The following is a 15,791-nucleotide window of genomic DNA, read 5'->3' as shown; positions in this document are numbered from 1 at the left end:
CATTCGTACCGCAGCCTGCCAGTACGACGCAAGTCGTACTACGGGGTGAACGGTGGTAGCGTCCGGTCCATGCCCGCGCACGTGGATGCCCCCGAACGCCTGCCGCAGCCGACCGTCGACGAGATGGACCTGCCGGTCGTGCTGGACGCCCTCAGCGACCCGATCCGGCTGGCGATCCTGCACCGCTACCTCGTCGACGCGGCCGGCGGGACCCGGAGTTGCGGGTGGGTCGGCATCGACCGACCGAAGTCCACGCTGACGCACCACTTCCGCGTCCTGCGCGAGGCCGGGCTGCTCGAGCAGCACCAGGAGGGCCTGACGCGGTCGAGCCGGGCCCGCGTCGAGGACGTGCAGCAGCGGTTCCCCGGACTGCTCGACCTCGTGCTCGACTGGCCCGTCCCCGCGGCCCTCATGCGCGCGGACGTCCCCGCGTGAGCGCCACGCACACGCTGCCGACCGTCGCTGCGGACGCGGTCGTCACCGACGCGCTCCGGCAGGACCTCGACGCAGCGGGCTTCACGGTCGAGGGTGTCGACGCGCTCTGGGGCACCGACGCCGCCGCGGCACTGCACCGAGGGAACCGGGCCGCGGCGGTCCGGGCCGCCCGTGAGCGGCTGACCGACGCGCTCCGGCCGCGGCACACGATCGCCACGCTCTTCGTGCTCGGCCTGCCCGTCGCGCGGGACGCCGCCGACGCGGCCTTCCCCACCACCGGGGTGCCGGCCCTGGTCGACGCCGGTCTGCTCCGCGTCGAGGGGGACCGCGTGGCGCCGACGGTGGACCTCCGCCCGTACGGCTTCGTCGACGACCTCGGTGCCGGCAGCTGGTGGATCGTGTCCGACCTCGGCGAGCTGGCGCTCGGCACCGCGCTCGACGAGGAGCACGTGCTCGGCATCGGCGGCGCCACCACGACGCTGTCCGGGCTGCAGGTGCCGGTGCCCGTCGGCCGGGTGCTCGACCTCGGCACCGGGTGCGGCATCCAGGCCATGCACGCCTCGCGCTTCGCCGACGAGGTGATCGCCACCGACATCTCGCGTCGCGCGCTCGACATCGCCCGGTTCAACACGCAGCTCAACGGCATCGAGGGCGTCGAGTTCCGTCTCGGCTCACTGTACGAGCCCGTTGCCGGGGAGCGCTTCGACCGCATCGTCTCGAACCCGCCGTTCGTGATCACCCCGCGCACCGAGGGCGTCCCCGCCTACGAGTACCGCGACGGCGGCATGGTCGGCGACGCCCTGGTCGAGACCGTCCTGCGCGGGCTCGACGAGCACCTCGCGCCCGGCGGGACCGCGCAGCTGCTCGGCAACTGGGAGTACCACTGGGGCGCGGACGGCCTGGACCGCGTGCGCGGCTGGTTCGCGGACACCGACCTCGACGTGTGGGTCGTCGAACGCGAGCGGCAGGACCCGTACGCCTACGCCGAGACGTGGATCCGCGACGGCGGCACGAAGCCCGGCACACCGGAGCACGAGCGGCTCGTCACCGCCTGGCTCGACGACTTCGCCTCGCGCCGCGTGACCGGCGTCGGCTTTGGGTACGTCGTGGTGCGTCGAGCTGCGCAGGCGCAGGGACAGCCGGGAGGCGCGGCGCACCTCCGTCGTCTCGAGCGCGTCCCCGAGACGCTCGGCTCCAACCCCGCGGGGCTCGGCGCGACGGTCGCGCGGGTCCTCGACGCGGCCGCCTGGCTGGCCGCGACCGACGACGCGGCGCTCGCCGCGGCGCACCTCCGGGTCGCCGGGGACGTCACCGAGGAGCGGTACTACTGGCCCGGTAACGACGACCCGACGGTGATCACCCTCGTGCAGGGCGGCGGCTACGGCCGGCGCGTGGACGCGGACACGGCGCTCGCCGCGTTCGTCGGGGCGTGCGACGGCGACCTGTCCGTGGGGGCGATCGTCGGCGCGCTCGCCCAGATCACGGGAGCGTCGGAGCAGGCGCTGCGCGAGGACCTGCTGCCGCGCGCCCGTGACCTGGTGCTGGACGGCCTGTTGCTCGCGCCGACGTCGTGAGGTGGTCCGCGCCTCCCGTCCGGTCGACGCGACCAGCGTGCCCGGTCAGCTGGTGCGGTGGTTGCGCCAGGTGTGCTCGGGGGCGTAGCCGAGGAGCTCGCGTGCCTTCTCGCTCGACAGCAGGGAGCTCGTGCCGTCGATGTCGGCGCGGCGCTCGATGTCCGGCACGAAGCGCTCGACGAGCTCGATCGTGGGCGTGTCCATCACGGTGTCCGGGCTCGCGATGACGAACGCCTCGAAGCCGGTGAGGTCGGCCTCGAGCGACTTCCGCACCGCCTGCGCGCCGTCCCGCGAGTCGATGTACGACCACAGGTTGAACGTCTTCGCCTCGGGGGAGGCGTCCCACGGGAAGGCCGGGTAGTCGGTCTCGTCCATCACGTTCGAGAAGCGGAGGCCGATCATCTTCAGCTCCGGGTCCCAGTGGGTGAAGTGGCGGGCCATCTCCTCCTCGACGGCCTTGCCGAGCGAGTAGGACGACTGCGGGCGGACCGCGAACTCCTCGTCGACGGGGAGGTAGGGCGGGTGGTGCTCGCCCATCGGGATGCCGAGCAGGGTCTCGCTCGAGGCCCACACCACGTTCTTGATCCGCGCGGCGCGGGCGGCGTGGAAGACGTTGATCGAGGCGGTCACGTTGTTCGTGATGAGGGCCACGTCGGGCACCTGACCCGGCGCGGGCACCGCTGCGAGGTGCACCACCGCGTCGACGTGGTCGTACCGGTCGTCGACACCGAGCAGGACGTTCAGGACCTGGCCGTGGTCGGTGAGGTCGGTCCGCACGAACTGGACACCCTCGGGGAGGTCGGGGGAGGGCACCCGGTCCACCAGGACCACGTCGTACCCGTGCTCGGCGAGGTCACGCACGACCGCCCGTCCGAGCTTGCCGCTGCCTCCGGTCACCACAACACGCGTCATCGCGTCACTCCACATCGTCGTCGGACGGCCTGGTCGGCCACGTCCATCCTGCCGCGGGTGCCGGACGCGGGACCAGGCACTGGCGGTACCTGTCCGACGGGCGCAGGCTCGTGCGGCATGATCGACCCGTGTCCTCCCCGAACGTGACCGCCGCCTACCGTGCCGCCCGCGACCAGCTCCTCGCCGCCGAGACCGCTGCCGACGCCCGAGCGGGCTTCACGTGGCCGGACCTCGGCGACACGTTCAACTGGGCGGACGACTGGTTCGACGTCATCGCCGCGGACAACGACCGGATCGCGCTGTGGATCGTCGAGGGCGACACCGAGCAGCGCCTGACCTACGCCGAGATGGCGGCGCGCTCCGACCGGTTGGCCGTGCGGCTGCACGCGCAGGGCGTCCGGAAGGGCGACCACGTGCTCGTCATGCTCGGCAACCAGCTCGAGCTGTGGGAGACCATGCTCGCCGTCATCAAGCTCGGCGCGGTGATCCTGCCGACGTCGACCATGCTCGACACCGCCGACCTGCAGGACCGCGTGGACCGCGGCGGGGTGGCACACGTGGTGACGAACGTCGGGGACACCACGAAGTACGACGGCGTCCGCGGGCACTTCACGCGGACCGTCGTCGGTGGGGCGGCCGAGGGCTGGACCGCGTACCCGACCGACCTCGGCGAGCCCGCACCGGCGGACGAGCGTCGGCCGGTCGTGACGACGCGCACCGACGACCCGTGCCTGGTCTACTTCACGTCCGGCACCACCTCGAAGCCGAAGATGGTCGTGCACTCGCAGGTGTCCTACCCGGTCGGTCACCTCAGCACCATGCACTGGCTCGGGCTGCGCCCCGGCGACGTGCACCTGGCGATCAGCTCGCCGGGCTGGGGCAAGCACGCCTGGAGCTGCTTCTTCTCGCCGTGGATCGCCGAGGCCACCGTCTTCGTGCACAACACCCCGCGCTTCGACCCGGCGGCACTGCTCGCCCAGCTCGACGCCGCCGAGGTGAGCACGTTCTGTGCGCCGCCCACCGCGTGGCGGATGATGCTGCAGGCCGACCTCGGACCGCGACCGCGTGCGCTGCGCGAGGTCGTGTCGGCGGGTGAGCCGCTCAACCCCGAGGTGATCGCGCGCGTCGAGGCCGCCTGGGGCCTGACGATCCGCGACGGCTACGGCCAGACCGAGACGACCGCGATCATCGGCAACGCCCCGGGGGACCCGGTGACGCCCGGCGCGATGGGGACGCCGCTGCCCGGCGTCTCGGTCGTGCTCCTCGACCCGCGGACCGGCGAGCGGACCGACGAGGGCGAGGTCTGCCTCGACCTCACCGAGCGGCCGGTGAACCTGATGTCGGGCTACCTCGGCGACCCGGAGCGGACGGCGGACGCGATGCGCGACGGGGTGTTCCACACCGGCGACATCGCCGCGCGCGACGCCGACGGGCAGCTGACCTTCATCGGCCGGACCGACGACGTGTTCAAGTCCTCGGACTACAAGGTCTCGCCGTTCGAGGTGGAGAGCGCGCTGCTCCAGCACCCGGCCGTCGCCGAGAGCGCAGTGGTGCCGGCACCGGACGACGCCCGGCTCAACATCGTCAAGGCGTACGTCACGCTCGCCGCCGGGTGGGAGGCGACCGCCGACACCGCCCGCGCCGTGCTCGAGCACGCCCGGACGGCGCTGCCGGCCTACGCCCGGGTCCGCCGGGTCGAGTTCGCTGAGCTGCCGAAGACGATCTCGGGCAAGATCCGCCGCGTCGAGCTGCGGGAGCGCGAGGAGCAGGCAGCCGCGAGCGGGACGCCGGTCGAGGGCGAGTGGCGTGAGGGCGACTTCCCCGAGCTGCGCGGAGCCCAGGGCCCCCGGAGCTAGTCCGTTCGCACCGTCTGGGCGATGGCCAGCCGCGCGACGAGCTCGACGTGGTCGGCCATGTCCCGCGTCGGGTCGTACAGCCACTGGATCTGCATGCCGTCGGAGATGGCGAGCAGGACGCTGGCGAGCTGATCGGGGTCGACGTCGCCACGGAGCCGCCCGTCCTCCTGCATCAGCCGGAAGTCGGCGGCGAAGTCGGCCCGGCTGCGTTCGTAGCGTTCGCGGAAGTACTCGTGCGCGGGGTGCTCGGCGTCGGTCGCGGCCGCTGCGGACAGGTTCACGAACATCTGCACGAGCCCGGGGACCTCGGTGTTGTGCCGCACGATCGCGGCGAGCAGGGCGCCCGGGTCGTCGGCCTGCCAGTCCTGGGCGAGGTCGACGGCGTCGCGGCGGCGGAGGATCTCCACCCAGAGCTCGTCCTTCGAGTCGAAGTAGTGCAGCAGTCCGGCCTGGGTGAGCCCGACCGCGTCGGCGATGTCCTTGATGCTCGTCCGGCGGAAGCCCTGCGAGGCGACGAGGTCGAGTGCGGTGGTGAGGATCTCCTCGCGCTTCGCGATGCCCTTCGCGTACGAACCCCGTCGTGCCATGCGAGAACCGTACCGCCCGTCGGGTGGGAGCAAGAAAACCTACTCACGATAGGTATTGGTGCTACGCTGGCGCCACCGCCGACGAGGGCGTGTGGAGGTCCTGCCGCAGCCGCTCGTCGCTGACCGAAGGGACCGACCATCGTGACCACCGTGGACGAGACGACCCGCGCCTCCAGTGCGTCGCCGCTGGCCGAGCGCATCGAGGCGCTCCTGGCGCAGCTGACGACCGAGGAGAAGGTGCAGCTGCTCACCGGCCGTGACTTCTGGACGACCTGGCCGATCGAGAAGATCGGGCTGCGGCGCATCCTCATGTCGGACGGTCCGTCCGGTGTCCGCGGCGAGGTCTGGGACGAGCGCGACCCGTCGCTGAACCTGCCGTCGGCCACCGCCCTGTCGGCCAGCTGGGACCGTGCGATCGCGAAGCGCTACGGCGCCGCCGCCGCGGTCGAGGCCCGGCGCAAGGGCGTCGACGTCGTGCTCGGCCCGACCATCAACCTGCACCGCTCGCCCCTCGGCGGCCGGCACTTCGAGGCGTTCAGCGAGGACCCCGTGCTCACCGGCGACCTCGCGGCGGCCTACGTCGACGGCGTGCAGGAGAACGGTGTCGCCGCGACGCCGAAGCACTTCATCGCGAACGACTACGAGACCGACCGCTTCACCGCGTCGACCGAGGTGTCCGACCGGGCGCTCCGCGAGCTGTACCTGCTCGCGTTCGAGAAGGCCGTCACCGAGGCGCACGCCTGGGCCGTCATGTCGTCCTACAACGCGATCAACGGCGTGACGGCGTCGGAGAACGACCTGCTCGAGACGCCGCTGAACACCGAGTGGGGCTTCGACGGCATCGTCGTCTCGGACTGGACGGGCGTGCGCTCGGTCGACTCGGCGAAGGCGTCGCAGGACGTCGCGATGCCCGGGCCGAACCCGTGGTGGAGCGAGGGTCCGCTGCTCGCCGCCGTGCGCTCCGGCGAGGTACCCGAGACGGCGATCGACCGGAAGGTCCGGCGCATCCTGACGCTGGCCGCCCGGGTCGGCGCACTCGAGGGCTTCGAGCCCGTCGCCGCGCAGCCGGTGCACGTCGAGGACGGCGTCGCGTTCGTACGCGAGGCCGAGGCCGAGGGCACCGTGCTCGTCCGCAACACGGGTGTGCTGCCGCTCGCCCCGTCCGCCGTGTCGCGGATCGCCGTCATCGGGCACAACGCCGACCAGGCCCGGACCCAGGGCGGCGGGTCGGCGACCGTCGTGCCCTCGTCGGTGGTGTCGCCGCTCGACGGTCTGCGGACCGCGTTCCCGGACGCGTCGATCAGCTACGCGATCGGCGCGGTCGTGCAGGAGGGCATCGCCGAGTACCCGCTGTCGACCATCACGAACCCGGCGACCGGCGAGCCCGGCGCCCGCGTGGCGTTCGTGCAGGACGGCGAGGAGCTGTACGTCGAGGACCGCCGGGCGACCGCGCTGTTCTGGTTCGGCGGCGACGCCCCGACGCGTGAGGCCGACCGGCTCGACATCACCACGACCTACACCGCGCCCAGCACCGGCACCGTCCGGATGGGCATCGGCGCCGCCGGGCACTCCCGCATGTGGGTGGACGGCGAGCTCGTGCTCGACGAGGTCGTCGGCTTCGAGGGCGACCAGCTCGGCGCCGCGTTCCTCAACCCGCCGGCCCGCTCGGTGCCGGTGTCGGTCACCGAGGGGCAGCAGCTCCAGGTCCGCATCGAGTACGACGTCGTGCAGGACGAGACGCTCGGCGGGGTGCTCGCGTACCAGTTCGGCACCGAGCCGAGCGACGACGACCCGGCGCAGCTCATCGCCGCGGCCGTCGAGACCGCCACGGGCGCCGACGTCGCCGTCGTCGTGGTCGGGACGAACAGCAAGGTCGAGTCGGAGGGCTACGACCGCTCCTCGCTCGCGCTCCCCGGGCACCAGGACGAGCTCGTCCGTGCCGTGGCCGCCGCGAACCCGAACACGATCGTGGTCGTCAACGCCGGGTCCCCGGTCGAGATGCCGTGGCGGGACGACGTCGCAGCGGTGCTCCTCACCTGGTTCGGCGGCCAGGAGTACGGCAACGCCCTGGCCGACGTGCTGACCGGTGCGCAGGAGCCGGGCGGTCGGCTCCCCACCACCTGGCCGGCCGCGCTCGCGGACGTCCCCGTCGCGAACGTCACCCCGGTCGACGGGAAGGTGGCGTACGACGAGGGCGTGCACGTCGGCTACCGGGCATGGCTGCGGGCGGGCACGGCACCGGCGTACCCGTTCGGGCACGGCCTCGGCTACACGACGTGGACGATCGACGGCGTCGCCGCGACGCCCTCCGTCCGCGAGGGCGACGCCGTGATCGTCACCGCCACGGTCGCGAACACCGGGCAGCGCCGGGGCAAGCACGTCGTGCAGGTCTACGCCTCGCGGGAGACGTCCTCCGTCGACCGACCCGTGCGCTGGCTCGTCGGCTTCGCGCCGGTCCGGCTCGACGCGGGGACGTCCACCGAGGTGTCGATCGAGGTCCCGGCGCGGGCGTTCGCGCACTGGGAGGGCGACCAGTCCGGCCGGTGGGCGTACGAGCCCGGCACGTTCACGCTGCACGTCGGCGCCTCGGTCGTCGACGAGGCCGGGAGGGCGACCCTCGAACTGGAGTGAGGTGATTCCTCCGGTTTCCGCACGGATGCGATGTTCATTCAGTAGCATCGATCTGCGCCAGGCGGCTGGTTACCGTCGGCGCACGCACCGAGACGGGGTCGCCATGTGAGCGACAACGGTCTCCTGATCCGGCCGATGGAGCCCTGGTGGCCCCGGTGCGTCCAGAATGCGTCCCCGCGCCCGCGCGGGGGCGCATTCGTCGTCTCCGGCCGATCCGCACGAGTGAGTGAAGGACCGTCAACGATTTCGGCCAGAACCCGCAACCGGATGTGACAGCGCCTCGGCGGAGTGGAACGATGAGTGCACCATCCCGTGCGGATCAGGGACGAGATGGTCATCCGGTCGGGGCTCCCGGAGCCTCACCACCCCGGTACGAGCCCGACCGGATGCCCTCGGGGAGTGTCGCCCAGGTGCGTGCCGTCGAGGAAGCGCGCGCTAGGCCGTGCGGACCATCGGAGCGACGTCCTCGGCGACGATCCGGAGGATGCGCTCGTGCGATGCGGCGTCGCCGTTCGCCGGCAGGGTGATCACGAGCTCGTCGGCTGCCACGACGGCCGGGTCGGCAGCCAGGGCGTCCGCGATCGCGGCCGGCTCGCCCGAAACCACCTTGCTGAAGCGGAACGGCGGCGTGCCCGACAGCGGCCGGCCCTCGTCGTCCATGCCCGACGCGTAGCCGGTGAGGAACTCCTCGTGCACGGCGCGGTCGTGGTCGTCGAGCAGCGGCACGACGATCCGGCCCACCGCGACCTTCGCCGTCCGCCGGGGGTGCAGTGCGGCGAAGCGCTCGCGGTAGGCGGCGATCTGGTCGGCCTGGGCCTCGGCGAACGGTGCCCCGGTGTCCTCGGTGTTCAGCGTCGAGCAGTGCAGCAGCAGGCCCTTCTCGGCGGTCCGGACCGCCGTGCCCATGCTGCCGCCGCCCCACCACACGCGGTCGAGCAGGCCAGGGCTGAGCGGCTGCAGGGTCAGGTCGGTGCCGCCGGGGATGCTCTCGTAGCCCTTCCCGGAGGTGCCGAGCGGTTCGCCCCGGAGGACCTCGAGGAGCCGTGCGGCACGGCCCTCGGCCTCGTCGCGGAAGCTGCGCTCGGACGCGCCGAACACCGGGTCGAGGATCGGCCCGTAGCCCGCGATCCCGGTGCTGATGCCGAGCTGCACGCGGCCGCCGCTGAGCAGGTCGACCGTGCTGGCGTCCTCGGCGAGGCGGACCGGGTCCTCGTACCGCATGCCGAGGACGGCGGTGCCGAAGCCGATCGTGCTGGTGCGCTGCGCCGCGGCGGCGAAGAACGTCATGGGGCTCGTGAGGTACGGCTCGAAGTGTCGCCCGCGCACCCACCCGGTGCCGTAGCCGAGGGCCTCCGCGGTCTCGAAGAGGCGCAGGCCGTCCTCCAGCGCGGACACGGCACCAGCGGTGCCGCCGTGGTTCGGGACGAAGGAGAGGAAGCCGAGTTCGCGCACACCGCAATCGTATGCGAATGCATTGAAAGGGGACAGGGGACGGACGGGAGGCGCGTGGCGGCCCGGCCACGCGCCTCCCGTCCGTCTCCTGGTCACCACCCACCTGGGAGGATGGGGGCATGACCGACGTCACCACCGCCCCGCCGCTCGTCGCCGCCCTGCCGGCGGCCGTCGACGGCGCCGTCGACCCGGACGCGGTCTACCAGGCCTTCGCCGACTGGGCGGAGGTCGGCGGCCGGCCGCTCTACCCGGCGCAGGACGAAGCGCTCATCGAGCTCGTGTCCGGCGCGAACGTCGTGCTCAGCACACCGACCGGCACCGGCAAGTCCCTCGTCGCCGCGGCGGCGCACTTCGCGGCGCTCGCCGAGGGGAAGCGCAGCTACTACACGGCGCCGATCAAGGCGCTCGTCTCCGAGAAGTTCTTCCAGCTCGTCGACCTGTTCGGCCCGCAGAACGTCGGCATGGTGACCGGCGACTCGAGTGTCAACGCGGACGCGCCGATCGTCTGCTGCACGGCGGAGATCCTCGCGAACCTCGCACTCCGGCAGGGCCCGGAGGCCGAGGTCGACGTCGTCGTGATGGACGAGTTCCACTACTACGGCGACCCCGACCGCGGGTGGGCGTGGCAGGTGCCGCTGCTCGTGCTGGAGCGCGCGCAGTTCCTCCTGATGTCCGCGACGCTCGGCGACGTGACGACGATCGCCGACGACCTGTCGCGGCGCACCGGCCGACCCACGGCCCGGGTGACCGGCGTGAACCGGCCGGTGCCGCTCGCCTACGAGTACGTCATGACGCCCGTGCAGGAGACCGTCGAACGCCTGCTCGAGGAGGGCAAGGCGCCCGTCTACATCGTGCACTTCGCCCAGGCGGCGGCGCTCGAACGGGCGCAGTCGCTGCTGTCCGCGAAGGTCGCGAGTCGCGAGCGCCGCGACGAGATCGCGGAGGCGATCGCCGGGTTCCGGTTCAGCGCCGGGTTCGGGCAGATCCTGTCGAAGCTCATCCGGGCCGGCATCGGCGTCCACCACGCCGGCATGCTGCCCAAGTACCGGCGGCTCGTCGAGCAGCTCGCACAGCGCGGGCTCCTGCCCGTCATCTGCGGGACCGACACCCTCGGCGTGGGGATCAACGTGCCGATCCGGTCGGTGCTCTTCACCGGGCTGACGAAGTTCGACGGCACGAAGATGCGCCAGCTCTCGGCGCGCGAGTTCCACCAGATCGCCGGACGGGCCGGCCGCGCCGGGTACGACACCGAGGGTGACGTCGTCGCCGAGGCCCCCGAGCACGACATCGAGAACGCCCGGGCCGTCGCCAAGGCCGGGGACGACCCGAAGAAGAAGAACAAGATCAAGCGGAAGAAGGCACCGGAGGGCTTCGTGTCCTGGGGGCAGGCCTCGTTCGAGCGGCTCATCGCGGCCGAGCCGGAACCGATGGTGTCGCGGATGCGGATCACGCACGCGATGGTGCTCGCCGTCGTGGCGCGCGGGGTCTCCCCGTTCGACGACGTCCGTGCCCTCGTGTTCGAGAACCACGAATCCCGCGCACGACAGCTCGCGATGGCACGACGGGCGCTGACGATCGCCCGGACGCTGATCAACGCGCGCGTCATCGAGAAGGTCGACGGCGTGTACCGCTTGGCCGTCGACCTGCAGCAGAACTTCGCGCTCAACCAGCCGCTGTCGCCGTTCGCGCTCGCGGCGTTCGAGCTGCTCGACCCGGAGTCGCCGACCTACGCCCTGGACATGGTGTCGATCGTCGAGGCGACCCTGGACGACCCGCGGGCGATCCTCGCGCAACAGCAGTTCAAGGAGCGCGGCGAGGCAGTCGCACGGATGAAGCAGGAGGGGATCGAGTACGAGGAGCGCATGGAGCTGCTCGAGGAGGTCACCTGGCCGAAGCCGCTGGCCGAACTGCTCGAGGCCGCGTACGAGGCGTACGCGGCAGAACAGCCGTGGGTGCTCGACTTCGCGCTGTCGCCGAAGGCCGTCGTCCGTGACCTGTACGAGCGGGCGATGACGTTCGGCGACTTCGTGCGCTTCTACGAGCTCACCCGCTCCGAGGGCCTCGTCCTCCGCTACCTCTCCGACGCGTACCGGACCATGCGGCAGACCATCGCCGACGAGCAACGCACCCCCGAGCTCGACGACCTGATCGAGTGGCTCGGCGAGGTCGTCCGGCAGACCGACTCCTCGCTCGTCGACGAGTGGGAGGCGCTGGTCAACGGCGACGTCGCTCGTGCCGAGGCCGAACACGAGGAGATCGCACCGCCGCAGCCCGCGCGGCTCACCGGCAACCCGCGGGCGTTCCGCGTGCTCGTGCGGAACGCCCTGTTCCAGCGCGTGCTCCTCGCGGCGGCGGACGACCCGACCGGGCTCGGGCAGCTCGACGCCGTGCACGGGTTCGACCGGTCGGCGTGGGACGACGTGCTCGAGGAGTACTACGAGGAGCACGACACGATCGGCACCGACGCGGACGCCCGGTCGATGCAGTACCTGGTGCTGTCCGAGGAGGGGCGGACGTGGCGGGCGCGGCAGATCTTCGCCGACCCGGAAGGGGACAAGGACTTCGGGTTCTCGGCGACGATCGACCTCGATGCCTCCGACGAGGCGGGCGAGGCCGTCGTCCGGGTCACCGAGATCGGCCGGTTCGACGGCTGGTCCGAGGTGGACGTGGACTGATCGTGTCGTCCTCGTCGTCCTCGTCGTCGTTCCGGCCCTTGGTGGCGGACGACGTCGACGCGCTGCAGGGTCTGCTGGAGTCGGTGCCGTCCTACGCCGAGCGGATCACGGGGTACCCGCCCGGGCCGTCCGACGGGTTGAGCGCACTCATCTCGGTGCCGGACGGGTTCGACCCGACGGGGAAGCACGGGCTCGGGCTGTGGGACGGCGAGGTGCTCGTGGCGTTCGCCGACGTGCTCGTCGGGTACCCGGACGCGGCGTGCGCGTTCGTCGGGCTGCTCGTCGTCCATGGCGACCGGCAGGGGAGCGGACTCGGGCGGGCGATGCACGAGGCCGTGGTGGCGTGGCTGCGGGGCGAGATGCCGGCCGGTGCCGGTGCCGGTGCCGGTGCCGGTGCCGCTGCCGCCTCCGGGGTCGTGCGGCTCCGGCTGGGCATCGTCGCGACGAACGCCGAGGTCGCCGAGCCCTTCTGGCGTGCGCTCGGGTACGCCCCGACCGGCGAGACGAAGCCCCACCGGTACGCCCGACTGACCACCACCGTCACGCTGTGGGAACGCCCGCTCTGACGGACGGGTACGTTCGACGGCAGCCCCGGACCGGCCGGGCACGTCGAGAAGGAACCCCCATGCGTATCGGATCCAGCATCGCGCTGATCGTGATCGGCGCCATCGTCGCCTTCGCGTTGAACTTCCAGGTGGCTGGCATCGACCTGCGTCTGATCGGGTACATCCTGATGGCCGCCGGTGTCGTGCTGCTCATCATCAGCCTCGCGGTGGCGTTCGGCGGTCGCCGCACCACCACGACGACGCGCTCCGGCGTCGACCCGGCGTCGGGCGAGCAGATCACCCGCCAGGACCGCCGCGACGGCACCTACTGAGCGAACGACGACGGGCCCGGACGACATGTCGTCCGGGCCCGTAGTCGTTGGACTCGCTCGCTCGCTGCCGTGCGTGCGTGCTCGCTCGCTCGCTCGCTCGCTAGAACAGGGTGGCGGGCGGCTCGACCTGCACGGGCTCCGGTGCGGGCTCGACGTCCGTGCCCGGCCAGCCCGGCCCGGTCGGCACCTCGGTGCGGTTCTGGTACGCGGTCGCTGCGCCACGGGCACGGACGTCCGCCGCCTCGTTCATCTCGTGCCCCACGTGCCCACGGACCCACTCGAACGTGACCTCGCGGCCCTGCAGCTCGGCGTCGAGCTCCTTGATGATCTCGACGTTGAGGACCGGCTTGCCGTCGGCCTTCCGCCAGCCCTTCCGCTTCCAGCCCGCGAGCCACTCGGTGCACGCCTTGATCGCGTACTGGCTGTCGCACAGGATGTGCAGCGGTTCGCCGGTGTCCTTCGTCGCGCGGAGGAGCTGCAGCACGGCGGTGAGCTCCCCGATGTTGTTCGTGGCCCTCGGCCAGCCGCCGGCGGCCCACCGGTCGTCGTCGACGTACCAGGCCCAACCGGCCGGGCCGGGGTTGCCGAGGGCGGAGCCGTCTGCGGCGGCGACGATCGTCACGGGAGGACCTCCAGGGTGGTGCGGTGTGCGGCTCAACCGTAACGGACCGCGACCCGGGGTCAGCGCGCGGCGGGGTCGAGGTTGAGCGCGCTGCCCTCGTAGAGCCGGCTGCCCGTGAGGGTGAGCGTCGGGTTGAGCCACTGCAGTTCGTCCTGCGTGATGCCGAAGCGCTCGGCCACGGTGGCCGTCTCGTCGCCCTCCACCACGCGGTAGGTGGCCGGTCGCCCGGCGCGGTCCGACACGGCGCCGTACGCGCCGGGCCGGTCCTTGCCGGCCGTCACCTCCAGGTCCGGGTACGGCTGGGGGAGGTTCCACCGCAGCGTGCCCAGCGCGAGCACCGTGCCGACCCAGGGGCGGTCGGCGTCGCTCTGACCGTCTGCGGAGGCAGCAGGGACGAGCACCACGGCGTGCAGCCAGTCCGGGTACGCGCCCGCCTGCGAGAGCCCGACCCCTGCAGGCACATCGGTGTCCTTCGTCCACGTGACCTGACCGACCGCGCTGTCCCGCGGGTCGCCGTAGTCTGCGGAGCGGCGGAACTCGACGGTCATCGGCTGTGGGTCGGTCGTGCGGTAGTCGGAGAACGCCGCGTCGTAGCCGCCGTCCTCGTTCGCGACGACGCGGACGTGCATCGACGTCTTCCGGCTCTTCGACACCACGTCGGTCTCGGCGACGACCGTGCCGGTGGGCACGGGCTGCTTCGTCGGCGTGGCCGTCGTGTCCGGCGCGGCGTCCGCGTCGACCGGCGTGCGCGATTCGGCGGTCGCGGTGCGGCTGGGCTCCGGCACGGTGTCGTCACCACCGAAGGCCGTGCAACCCGTGAGCAGCAGCGCGGCGACGATCGTGCCGACGGTGGCGGCGGTCGTGGTCGTGGTCGTGCGGATGTGGCGCATGTGTTCCCCCTCGGAGTGAGCGTAGGGGAGCGGGAAGCGGATCAGGGCGAGCGTGACCGAACCGGTACCAGGGTGCCCCGCCTACTGTCCGGGGCATGAGCGACAACACCCCGCAGGCCCCCGGCCCCGAACCGTCCGATGACCGTGCACGCAACGACGCCCTGCGCGACGCGGCCCACCACGAGGGCACCGACGGTGTGAGCGAGCGCGAGCAGCGGGCCGCCGACACGTCCTACAGCCCGTCGAGCGAGCGGGAGATGGTGGCGTCGCAGACCGAGCAGCGTGACGACGCCGACCTCGAAGCCGACGGCATCGACCCCTCGAAGGTGATCGCCGCACCAGGGACCGGCGGAGCCGACGACGCCGGCGACGTCGAGCCGGAGCCGGGCGACCTGCACCTGCCGTGGCAGTCCGAGGAGGACCGCCGGGGCTGACGCTCGACTACGCGACCGAGTCCGGGTGCGAGCCCGTCCGCTGCCCGGACTCGAGCGTCGCGATCGCCGCGAGGTCCTCGTCCGTCAGCACGAAACCCCCCACGTCGAGGTTCGACCGGATCCGCTCGGGCGTGACCGACTTCGGCAGCACCACGACCCCCTGCTGCACGTTCCACCGCACGAGCACCTGCGCCACGCTCACCCCGTGCGCCTCGGCGATGCGGACGAGGACCGGTTCGTCGACGAGCCGACCGCGCCCGAGCGGCGACCACGCCGCGGTCACGATGCCGTGCTCGGCGTGGAAGGCCATCAGCTCGTGCTGCGGCAGCCACGGGTGCCGCTCGACCTGGTTCACCGCGGGCACCTCGCCCGTCTCGCCGATGACCCGCTCGAGGTGCGGCACCTGGAAGTTCGAGACGCCCACGCTCCGTGCGCGGCCCGACTCCCGCAGTTCGACGAGCGTCCGCCAGGTCTCGACGTACCGGTCGTTCACCGCGGCCGGCCAGTGGATGAGGTAGAGGTCGACCGCGTCCAGTCCCAGCCGGCCGAGGCTGGCGTCGAACGCCCGCAGGGTCGCGTCGCGCCCCTGGTGGTCGTTCCACACCTTGGTCGTCACGAAGACGTCGTCACGCTCCAGCCTGGAGGCGCGGATCGCCTTCCCGACGCCGGTCTCGTTGCCGTACATCTCGGCCGTGTCCACGTGGCGGTACCCGGCCTCCAGCGCGAGGCCGACCGCCGTGGCCGCCTGGTCGTCGTCGACCTTGTAGACGCCGAAGCCGACGGCGGGGATGCTGCGGCCGTCGCGGAGGGGGATGGAGGTGACCATGCGCCCATCCTGCCGGGCGG

14 protein-coding genes are annotated in these 15,791 nt (G+C 72.3%); 8 read left to right on the top strand and 6 right to left on the bottom strand.

What is annotated here, in order from left to right; translation table 11 throughout:
- Positions 1–69 precede the first annotated feature (69 nt).
- Positions 70–435 carry an ArsR/SmtB family transcription factor gene (locus ACY3FI_RS13720; protein WP_462548117.1) on the top strand — a complete coding sequence of 122 codons (366 nt, stop codon included), beginning with the start codon at positions 70–72 and terminating at the stop codon, positions 433–435.
- On the top strand, positions 432–2,009 hold the full coding sequence (locus tag ACY3FI_RS13715) for a DUF7059 domain-containing protein (RefSeq protein WP_462548116.1): 1,578 nt from the start codon (positions 432–434) through the stop codon (positions 2,007–2,009). The genes ACY3FI_RS13720 and ACY3FI_RS13715 overlap by 4 nt, the downstream gene beginning before the upstream one ends.
- 45 nt (positions 2,010–2,054) lie before the next feature.
- On the opposite strand, the gene ACY3FI_RS13710 is transcribed toward ACY3FI_RS13715, so the two are convergent.
- On the bottom strand, positions 2,055–2,921 hold the full coding sequence (locus ACY3FI_RS13710) for an NAD-dependent epimerase/dehydratase family protein (RefSeq protein ID WP_462548115.1): 867 nt from the start codon (positions 2,919–2,921) through the stop codon (positions 2,055–2,057).
- 128 nt (positions 2,922–3,049) lie between these two features.
- Here ACY3FI_RS13710 and ACY3FI_RS13705 point away from each other — a divergent pair, with 128 nt between their 5' ends.
- Positions 3,050–4,777 (top strand): AMP-binding protein, encoded by a 1,728-nt coding sequence (locus ACY3FI_RS13705; protein WP_462548114.1) that lies wholly within the window; start codon positions 3,050–3,052, stop codon positions 4,775–4,777.
- On the opposite strand, the gene ACY3FI_RS13700 is transcribed toward ACY3FI_RS13705, so the two are convergent.
- Entirely contained in the window at positions 4,774–5,364 is a 591-nt protein-coding gene (locus tag ACY3FI_RS13700; RefSeq protein WP_462548113.1) for a TetR/AcrR family transcriptional regulator, read from the bottom strand. The two genes, ACY3FI_RS13705 and ACY3FI_RS13700, sit on opposite strands and share 4 nt — an antisense overlap.
- Before the next feature lie 150 nt (positions 5,365–5,514).
- Here ACY3FI_RS13700 and ACY3FI_RS13695 point away from each other — a divergent pair, with 150 nt between their 5' ends.
- Positions 5,515–7,995, top strand: coding sequence for a beta-glucosidase H (locus tag ACY3FI_RS13695; protein WP_462548112.1), 2,481 nt, complete (start codon positions 5,515–5,517; stop codon positions 7,993–7,995).
- Between the two features lie 435 nt (positions 7,996–8,430).
- Here ACY3FI_RS13695 and ACY3FI_RS13690 read toward each other — a convergent pair whose 3' ends face one another.
- Positions 8,431–9,447 (bottom strand): LLM class flavin-dependent oxidoreductase, encoded by a 1,017-nt coding sequence (locus ACY3FI_RS13690; protein ID WP_462548111.1) that lies wholly within the window; start codon positions 9,445–9,447, stop codon positions 8,431–8,433.
- Positions 9,448–9,566: 119 nt separating this feature from the next.
- Between ACY3FI_RS13690 and ACY3FI_RS13685 the strand changes: the two genes are divergently transcribed.
- From ACY3FI_RS13685 to ACY3FI_RS13675, 3 genes are read left to right on the top strand one after another with little or no spacing between them, the layout of a single operon-like run.
- Entirely contained in the window at positions 9,567–12,122 is a 2,556-nt protein-coding gene (locus ACY3FI_RS13685; RefSeq protein ID WP_462548110.1) for a DEAD/DEAH box helicase, read from the top strand.
- Positions 12,123–12,163: 41 nt separating this feature from the next.
- Positions 12,164–12,688, top strand: a complete 525-nt coding sequence (locus ACY3FI_RS13680) for a GNAT family N-acetyltransferase (RefSeq protein WP_462548109.1) — start codon at positions 12,164–12,166, stop codon at positions 12,686–12,688.
- 59 nt (positions 12,689–12,747) lie between these two features.
- Positions 12,748–12,999 (top strand): DUF6458 family protein, encoded by a 252-nt coding sequence (locus tag ACY3FI_RS13675; protein WP_462548108.1) that lies wholly within the window; start codon positions 12,748–12,750, stop codon positions 12,997–12,999.
- A gap of 100 nt (positions 13,000–13,099) precedes the next feature.
- On the opposite strand, the gene ACY3FI_RS13670 is transcribed toward ACY3FI_RS13675, so the two are convergent.
- Both ACY3FI_RS13670 and ACY3FI_RS13665 read right to left on the bottom strand, forming a co-directional pair.
- A complete protein-coding gene (locus ACY3FI_RS13670; RefSeq protein WP_462548107.1) occupies positions 13,100–13,621 on the bottom strand; it encodes a ribonuclease H family protein in 522 nt (173 codons plus the stop codon).
- 59 nt (positions 13,622–13,680) lie between these two features.
- Entirely contained in the window at positions 13,681–14,511 is an 831-nt protein-coding gene (locus ACY3FI_RS13665; protein ID WP_462548106.1) for a hypothetical protein, read from the bottom strand.
- A 95-nt stretch (positions 14,512–14,606) separates the two neighbouring features.
- Here ACY3FI_RS13665 and ACY3FI_RS13660 point away from each other — a divergent pair, with 95 nt between their 5' ends.
- Positions 14,607–14,945 carry a hypothetical protein gene (locus tag ACY3FI_RS13660; RefSeq protein ID WP_462548105.1) on the top strand — a complete coding sequence of 113 codons (339 nt, stop codon included), beginning with the start codon at positions 14,607–14,609 and terminating at the stop codon, positions 14,943–14,945.
- A gap of 7 nt (positions 14,946–14,952) precedes the next feature.
- Here ACY3FI_RS13660 and ACY3FI_RS13655 read toward each other — a convergent pair whose 3' ends face one another.
- On the bottom strand, positions 14,953–15,771 hold the full coding sequence (locus ACY3FI_RS13655; RefSeq protein ID WP_462548104.1) for an aldo/keto reductase: 819 nt from the start codon (positions 15,769–15,771) through the stop codon (positions 14,953–14,955).
- Positions 15,772–15,791 lie beyond the last annotated feature (20 nt).

The sequence above is a fragment of the Curtobacterium sp. RM9 genome (assembly GCF_054956955.1).
This window is presented reverse-complemented; position numbering and strand designations above follow the sequence as displayed.